Genomic DNA, 6266 nt, shown 5'->3' with positions numbered 1-6266 from the left:
AAAAAAATCATCCTAAAAAAATAATATGGGTAGTTTATAAACAAAAACCGCCTCAAGGAAAATGAGACGGCTTCTTTGTTTTTTTATCAGTGATAAATGATAATTGATCATTGATCATGTGTAGCTCATCATTTATCATTCATCATTTATAATTCTATTACGTCATCATACAATCTCCGTCTCCATCCTGATAATTTGGTTCAAAATGATCAGGAAGTAATTCCAGCAGGTTTTTGTGAAACAGATATTCCCGTTTGAAATCACGTTCGTAGATAGGCGAAAATACTTTTGACTGTTGTATTTCTTTGTTCAATAGGGTTTGATAAGAAGTAAAACCTTTTACTTTATGGCTTACAATGAAGTCCTGTAAAAACCGAACAACCTCATCTAAATTACCATCTGCAAAAAGGTAAGGGATTTTAAGATAGCCATCACGGAGCTGTAACAGAAAACAGGAGGTGAGCTTATTATTTTGATCGAAAATTTTGATCCAGAAATATTTAAAGATCTCAGCAAAACTTGAAAAGAAGTATTTTTCATCTTTTTTTCCTTCCAAAACCCAAGGATGATTGATAAAAGTGTTGATTTCATCTGCATCACGTCTCCCAGAAAATCCATTAATAAAATCTACACTTTCTTTGTCGATCTGATCCAGAACTTCATATTTGAAATCCGGTTTTGATGCTGTAAGATTCTTTATTGAAATCAATCCATTGGCGGCAACATCCAGAATTTGAAAAAGAGGTCTCAACGGTTTTGTTCCCGGTTTCTTTTCAGGAATCATTTTGGCTGCATCGGTTCTGAAGTAATAGCGTTTCCCTTCTTTAGGAAAGACATATTCAAAAACACCCATAATATTGTAGAGTGCTTCGGCTTCTTTAGTAAATTCTGTAATAGCGATTCTGCCCTCGTACTCTTCAAAAACTCTTTTCAGTAATGCTTTTGCCGGTCTTTTTTTTCTGTATTCAGGGTTTACATATAAAGTGCTCAGCCATGCGTAACGGATTCCTTTTCCATCAATGGTAAAATTATCCGGAAAACATCCTACGTAACCTACCAGTTTTTCTTCATAGAAAGCCAGAATAAGAAGAACATCTTTATCTGATGCTTTTGGATTTTGAATATGAGACAGTGCACGGTGCCTTGTAATGGGAAGAAAATCATATTGCTGAAAATCTCCGGAGGATATAAAATCTTCCAGTTCCCTTCTATTGAATGTTTTCAGCGTTATCATTCTCTAATAATCGTATTTTTATGGATGAGTTTTTTCAGTCTGAAGTAAGCGATTTCCTTTTTTAAGGTCTCTACTCCGCTCTCTCCCATTTCCATTGGAATTCGTTGAAAGTTTCTTTGTATACTGTCCAGTTTGACACCAGCACAACCAAAACTGCAGTAGATTTCTTCATTTTTATAGAGTTCATCAAAAAAATCTTTCTTTACTTCAAAATCGGTAAACGGAAAGGCGAAACTTTCATACAGGAAATCATTTTCTTTTAAATAATCAAAAGTCATATCTGTTGTTTCCATTTGTTCTTTCAAAGATAAATCTCCATATTTCGGATGATCCCAGCTGTGCGAAGAAATTCCGAAACCTTTGTTGGTAAGTTCTTTTAATTCTTCTGTTGTTAAATAAGGTTTAAATTCCTTTGAATAAGCCTTAAAATCAATTTCAAATTTTTCTGCAAGCTGATCCAGAATATCTTTTTCCTGATAATTTATGGATAAGATTTTCTTTTGTAAAACACGTCTGTCTACATTTTTCAACGACAGGATAAAATAAATTTCAGGATCTATGGTTTTTATTTTTTCAGCAGCATCGGCAAGAAGGCTTGCTTTACATCTGAACATCATATCTTCATTGTCTATGAAAGCGGGATTGATAAAATTACAGGCATAAATTCCTTTTCGTTCCAGAATGGGAGCTACAACATCATAGAATTCTCTGAAGCCGTCATCAAAAGTGAGCATGGCAATCTTTTTCTGAGGTTTGAAATTCCCGGACGTATATTCTTTAAACTCCTGCCAGTTTACAAACTGAAAATGTTTTGCGATATAATCCAGATCATTTTCAAACTGTTGAGTCGTCTTATAACGGATCACATGTTTTAAATGAGGAAGTTCTTTATCGGAAACACTATGATAAAGCGGCAGACAATAGTCCAGCGGAAATGATTTCCCGATATTCTCAGATTCAAAAGCTGCCAAAACATTGATGATCCTGTCTTTCATCCTATTTTAAATAAAAAAGAATCTATTCAAAATTAAATTCAAATAGATTCTTAAAGGTATAACTTTTAAAATTATTTTATAATTTTCATTTCATCAACAAGCCACCTTGAATCAGCGAACTTATCGATGATGAAAAGGATATATTTTGTATCTACCATGATGTTTCTGCTGAAACGTGGATCATAATTGATATCACTCATTGTTCCTTCCCACTGTCTGTCGAAGTTCAATCCAACAAGGTTTCCGTTGGCATCAAGAGCAGGGCTTCCTGAGTTTCCTCCGGTTGTGTGGTTGGTAGCAGTGAATCCTACAGGAACGTCACCTGTTTTATCTTTATAGATTCCGAAATCCTTTTTGTTGTAAAGATCAATCAGTTTCTTTGGAACATCAAATTCGTAATCTCCAGGAACATATTTTTCCATTACCCCTGCAAGGTGAGTCTGATATCCGTAAGAAACAGCGTCTCTAGGAGTAGAACCTTTTACTTTTCCATACGTTACACGAAGTGTTGAGTTGGCATCCGGGAAGAATTTTCTGTCTTTATCCGTCTGCATCTGCTGTGCCATAAACTTTTTCTGTAAGGCATCAATTTTTGCCTGCATAGAAGTATATTGTGGGTCTGCAGTTTTCATATACGTTTCTTTCATGGAAACATATAATTGATAAATTGGATCTTTCTTTAAAGTCTTGATTAATTTATCCTGATTAGAAAACGCTTTATCAATATCTGTAGTCAATGCTCCTCCGTTTACAGCAGTTCTTCCTGTGATGATAGAGTTTTTAGACATATCTTCTACTACAGGAATATTAGCATTCTCGTCTTTATACTTGTTGAATCCTGCCGGTAAAAACTGTGTTGCCGTTTTATTCACGTATAAAGCCAATAGTTTTGCAGTTACTTTTGCATCAAGTTCAGCACTGTAATCCTTATAAAAAGAAGTTAATTTTGATTTTAATTTTGAAAGTTCCTTTTCATCCATTCTTCCAGCTTCTACAGAAGCTACGAAATCATAATAATCACCAGCAAGCTTCAAAGTCTCTGCATTTCTGATTACTTCTGTATAGTAAGCATTGTTTAATGCATAAGGAGCCTGATCATTGTACAGTTTATTCAACTGATCCAGAGTAGTCTTGATCTCCGGATTTTTAGCAACCAAAGAACCTTCATACATTACTTTCTTTTCTACGGCATTGGATTTTTTCAATCCTTCTACTTCACCGATCCATTTTTTCCAATAGTTCGCTACTGAAGCATATTTGGATGCATATTTGATACGCGTTTCATTGTCAACACGCATTTTTTCGTCCAACGTTTTTAAAGCTACATCACGTACCGCAATTCTTGCAGGATCAATATCTTTCATGATCTTTTCTACCCCAATTGCAGGAAGATATTCTGTAGTTCTTCCCGGGAATCCGAATACAAAAGTAAAATCGTTCTCGTTTTTATCTTTGATAGAAACCGGTAAATAGTGTTTTGGAACGTAAGGTACATTGTCTTTTGAGTATTCTGCAGGTTTGTTGTTCTTGTCTGCATAAATTCTGAACATAGAGAAATCTCCGGTATGTCTAGGCCAAACCCAGTTGTCCGTATCGCTTCCGAATTTCCCGATGCTTTGAGGAGGTGCTCCTACAAGACGGATATCTTTATACGTTTCGATGGTGTAAGCATAGTATTTGTTTCCATAATACATTGGCTTTACCATGATCGACTGGTAAGATTCAATTTTCTGAGAGTTTTTATACACCTCAATATTGTTGTTGATCCTTTTAGTAAGCTCAGGCTCTGTAAGATTGTCTGTACCATCTAATATTGGATCAGTAACTTCTTTTATATCTACAATAAAATCTACTTTTACTCCCGGGTTAGGAAGTTCACCTTCTGTATTTTTTGCCCAGAATCCGTTTGAAAGAAGATCATTCTGAACGGTAGAATGTGCCTGAATCTGACCAAAACCACAGTGATGGTTCGTTAAAAGCAATCCTTTAGGCGAAATAATTTCTGCAGTACATCCGCCATTAAACTGTACTACCGCATCTTTAATGCTTGGTTTCTGAGGATTGAAAATATCTTTTGCAGAAATCTTCATTCCTAAATCCTTCATTTCCTTTTCATTCAGCTCCGTAGGAATCCACATTCCTCCATATTGTTGCGCAAATGCCATTGCAGCTGGCAAAAGAAATACAGATAAAAGTATCTTTTTTGTCATAATCAAAATTTTGCCCAATTTACAAAGAAAAATAGGAACAGGCTTTATAAAACACGTAGAAAAGTTATTAAGAGTTCGTTTTTGAAAATATGGGTAGGCAATGGTCAGTTTTGCTTCATAAGTGAATGGTGAATTTTTATAATTAAAAATAAGTAAATTCATCAAAAATTGACAAGCGAAGTGAATTGACTATTCACTATTCACGACTCATTCAAAAATTGGATCGTCAATGGTCAATTTTGCTTCGCAAGTGAATAGTGAATTTTTATAATTAAAAATAAGTAAATTCATTAAAAATTGAAAAGCGAAGCAAATTCACCATTCACCATTCACTATTCACCATTCACTACTTATTCACTCATCCTATCCCTTCCCTATGGCTCAGTTTTTGTTGATTGGAAGTAACTTTATTATTAAAAACATCCTTAAATTAATTATTATGATGAAAAGTAAAATGCTCATGTTGGGAATGACATCTGTTCTATTCCTTGCTTCATGTTCTAAAAAGGAAACCACTGAAACAACCGCTACTACAGATTCTGCAACGGCAGTACAGCCTGCTGCTACCGACAGTATTACAAAAGCAACTCCTACAGCAGCCGGAGATACTTCTGAAAATGCTTTAGACTGGGCAGGTACTTATGAAGCAACTGTTCCGTGTGCTGATTGTCCGGGAATCAAGACTTCATTGACATTGAATGATGATAAAACATTCAGCATTACAGAAGAATATCTTGACAGAAATTCAAAGAACCAGGATAAAGGATCTTTCATCTGGGATGCTACAGGAAGCATGATTACTTTAAAGGGAAAATCTGCCAGCTATAAATATAAAGTGGGTGAGAATATGCTGATTCAGCTGGATATGGAAGGAAAAGAGATCGATGGTCCGAATAAGGATCATTATGTATTTAAGAAAAAATAAAAATAAAGGCTCAGGCCTTTATTTTTTTGCTTTTATATCGTCTAAAACTGGTAAGCTGTAATCTTCGGATCATCTATGAGCCTTCTGATCACTTCTTCATGATGACTGTTTTTACCTGTCAGCCTCCAGATAACTGTTAAACTCTCCGGTGAATATTGCTGTTTGAGCATCTGATATCTTAAATGATGTTCTTTGAAAAGCGTCTCACAATATTGGATATCTGAAGCATGCGTCAAAGCAATTTTATATTCTCTTACTTTATTATAATTATCAATAAAATTCTGAAGATAGGTTAAAGCACTCAAAACAATCAAAACTAACGCTGTTCCCAGAAGTGCAATATAAATATAGCCGGAACCTACCGCCATTCCTATAGAAGCCGTGGCCCAAATAGTAGTTGCTGTAGTAATTCCTTCAATTTTATTATCTCCTTTGAAAATGACGCCTGCTCCCAGAAATCCGATTCCTGTAATGATATTAGCTGCCAGACGATCCGGATTCGCAACACCTATTTTTATGGAAAGTATGGTAAACAGACAGGCTCCGAAACACACCAGGATAAATGTTCTGAGACCTGCAGACTTATTACGGTATTCTCTTTCCGCACCAATGAACAGTCCTAGAATAACTGAAATAAGAATCAGCAGCAATTCATTTTTAATAGCGTAATGGTCCTGAAGAAAATCCATTTTTTTACATTTAAACTGAGAATAAATTTACAATAAAATACCATTAAGGAACTATCTTTGCTGCAGAGATTTTGTGTTGTTACTCCAAAAAATTTATTTCACGAAAAACTTTTGTAATATTACATTTTAATCGTAACAATTCTCTTGTATAAAAGCAGTACTGAAAGTATTGCTCATCAACAGGAAAGATCTTGCTTATAAAAAATCAAAAAA

General features: G+C 34.9%; 5 protein-coding genes. 1 reads left to right on the top strand and 4 read right to left on the bottom strand.

The features are described from left to right. Positions 1-157: 157 nt before the first annotated feature. The 3 genes from NK356_RS10135 to NK356_RS10125 all read right to left on the bottom strand — a co-directional run bounded on the left by NK356_RS10135 (position 158) and on the right by NK356_RS10125 (position 4439). Positions 158-1234 (bottom strand): GNAT family N-acetyltransferase, encoded by a 1077-nt coding sequence (locus NK356_RS10135; protein ID WP_253316904.1) that lies wholly within the window; start codon positions 1232-1234, stop codon positions 158-160. Next, a complete protein-coding gene (locus NK356_RS10130) occupies positions 1231-2229 on the bottom strand; it encodes a polysaccharide deacetylase family protein (RefSeq protein ID WP_253316903.1) in 999 nt (332 codons plus the stop codon). The genes NK356_RS10135 and NK356_RS10130 overlap by 4 nt, the downstream gene beginning before the upstream one ends. Positions 2230-2300: 71 nt before the next feature. Further along, complete coding sequence (locus tag NK356_RS10125; RefSeq protein WP_253316902.1) at positions 2301-4439, bottom strand: S46 family peptidase; 2139 nt, start codon at positions 4437-4439, stop codon at positions 2301-2303. Between the two features lie 439 nt (positions 4440-4878). On the opposite strand from NK356_RS10125, the gene NK356_RS10120 reads away from it, so the two are divergent. Next, positions 4879-5364: a copper resistance protein NlpE gene (locus NK356_RS10120; protein WP_253316901.1), complete on the top strand. Its 486-nt coding sequence runs from the start codon at positions 4879-4881 to the stop codon at positions 5362-5364. A 41-nt stretch (positions 5365-5405) separates the two neighbouring features. On the opposite strand, the gene NK356_RS10115 is transcribed toward NK356_RS10120, so the two are convergent. Continuing rightward, on the bottom strand, positions 5406-6053 hold the full coding sequence (locus NK356_RS10115; protein ID WP_081906487.1) for an MgtC/SapB family protein: 648 nt from the start codon (positions 6051-6053) through the stop codon (positions 5406-5408). Between the last annotated feature and the right edge of the window lie 213 nt (positions 6054-6266).

The sequence above is a fragment of the Chryseobacterium sp. S0630 genome, from assembly GCF_024158915.1.
Taxonomy (GTDB): domain Bacteria; phylum Bacteroidota; class Bacteroidia; order Flavobacteriales; family Weeksellaceae; genus Chryseobacterium.
Note: the sequence above shows the minus strand (reverse complement) of the source record. Positions and strands in the feature narration are given on the sequence as shown.

Bases quoted from the DNA above. Each gene is read 5' to 3' on its own strand.
- NK356_RS10130 (WP_253316903.1), bottom strand. From the start codon at position 2,229: ATGAAAGACAGGATCATCAATGTTTTGGCAGCTTTTGAATCTGAGAAT.
- NK356_RS10135 (WP_253316904.1), bottom strand. From the start codon at position 1,234: ATGATAACGCTGAAAACATTCAATAGAAGGGAACTGGAAGATTTTATA.
- NK356_RS10115 (WP_081906487.1), bottom strand. From the start codon at position 6,053: ATGGATTTTCTTCAGGACCATTACGCTATTAAAAATGAATTGCTGCTG.
- NK356_RS10120 (WP_253316901.1), top strand. From the start codon at position 4,879: ATGATGAAAAGTAAAATGCTCATGTTGGGAATGACATCTGTTCTATTC.
- NK356_RS10125 (WP_253316902.1), bottom strand. From the start codon at position 4,439: ATGACAAAAAAGATACTTTTATCTGTATTTCTTTTGCCAGCTGCAATG.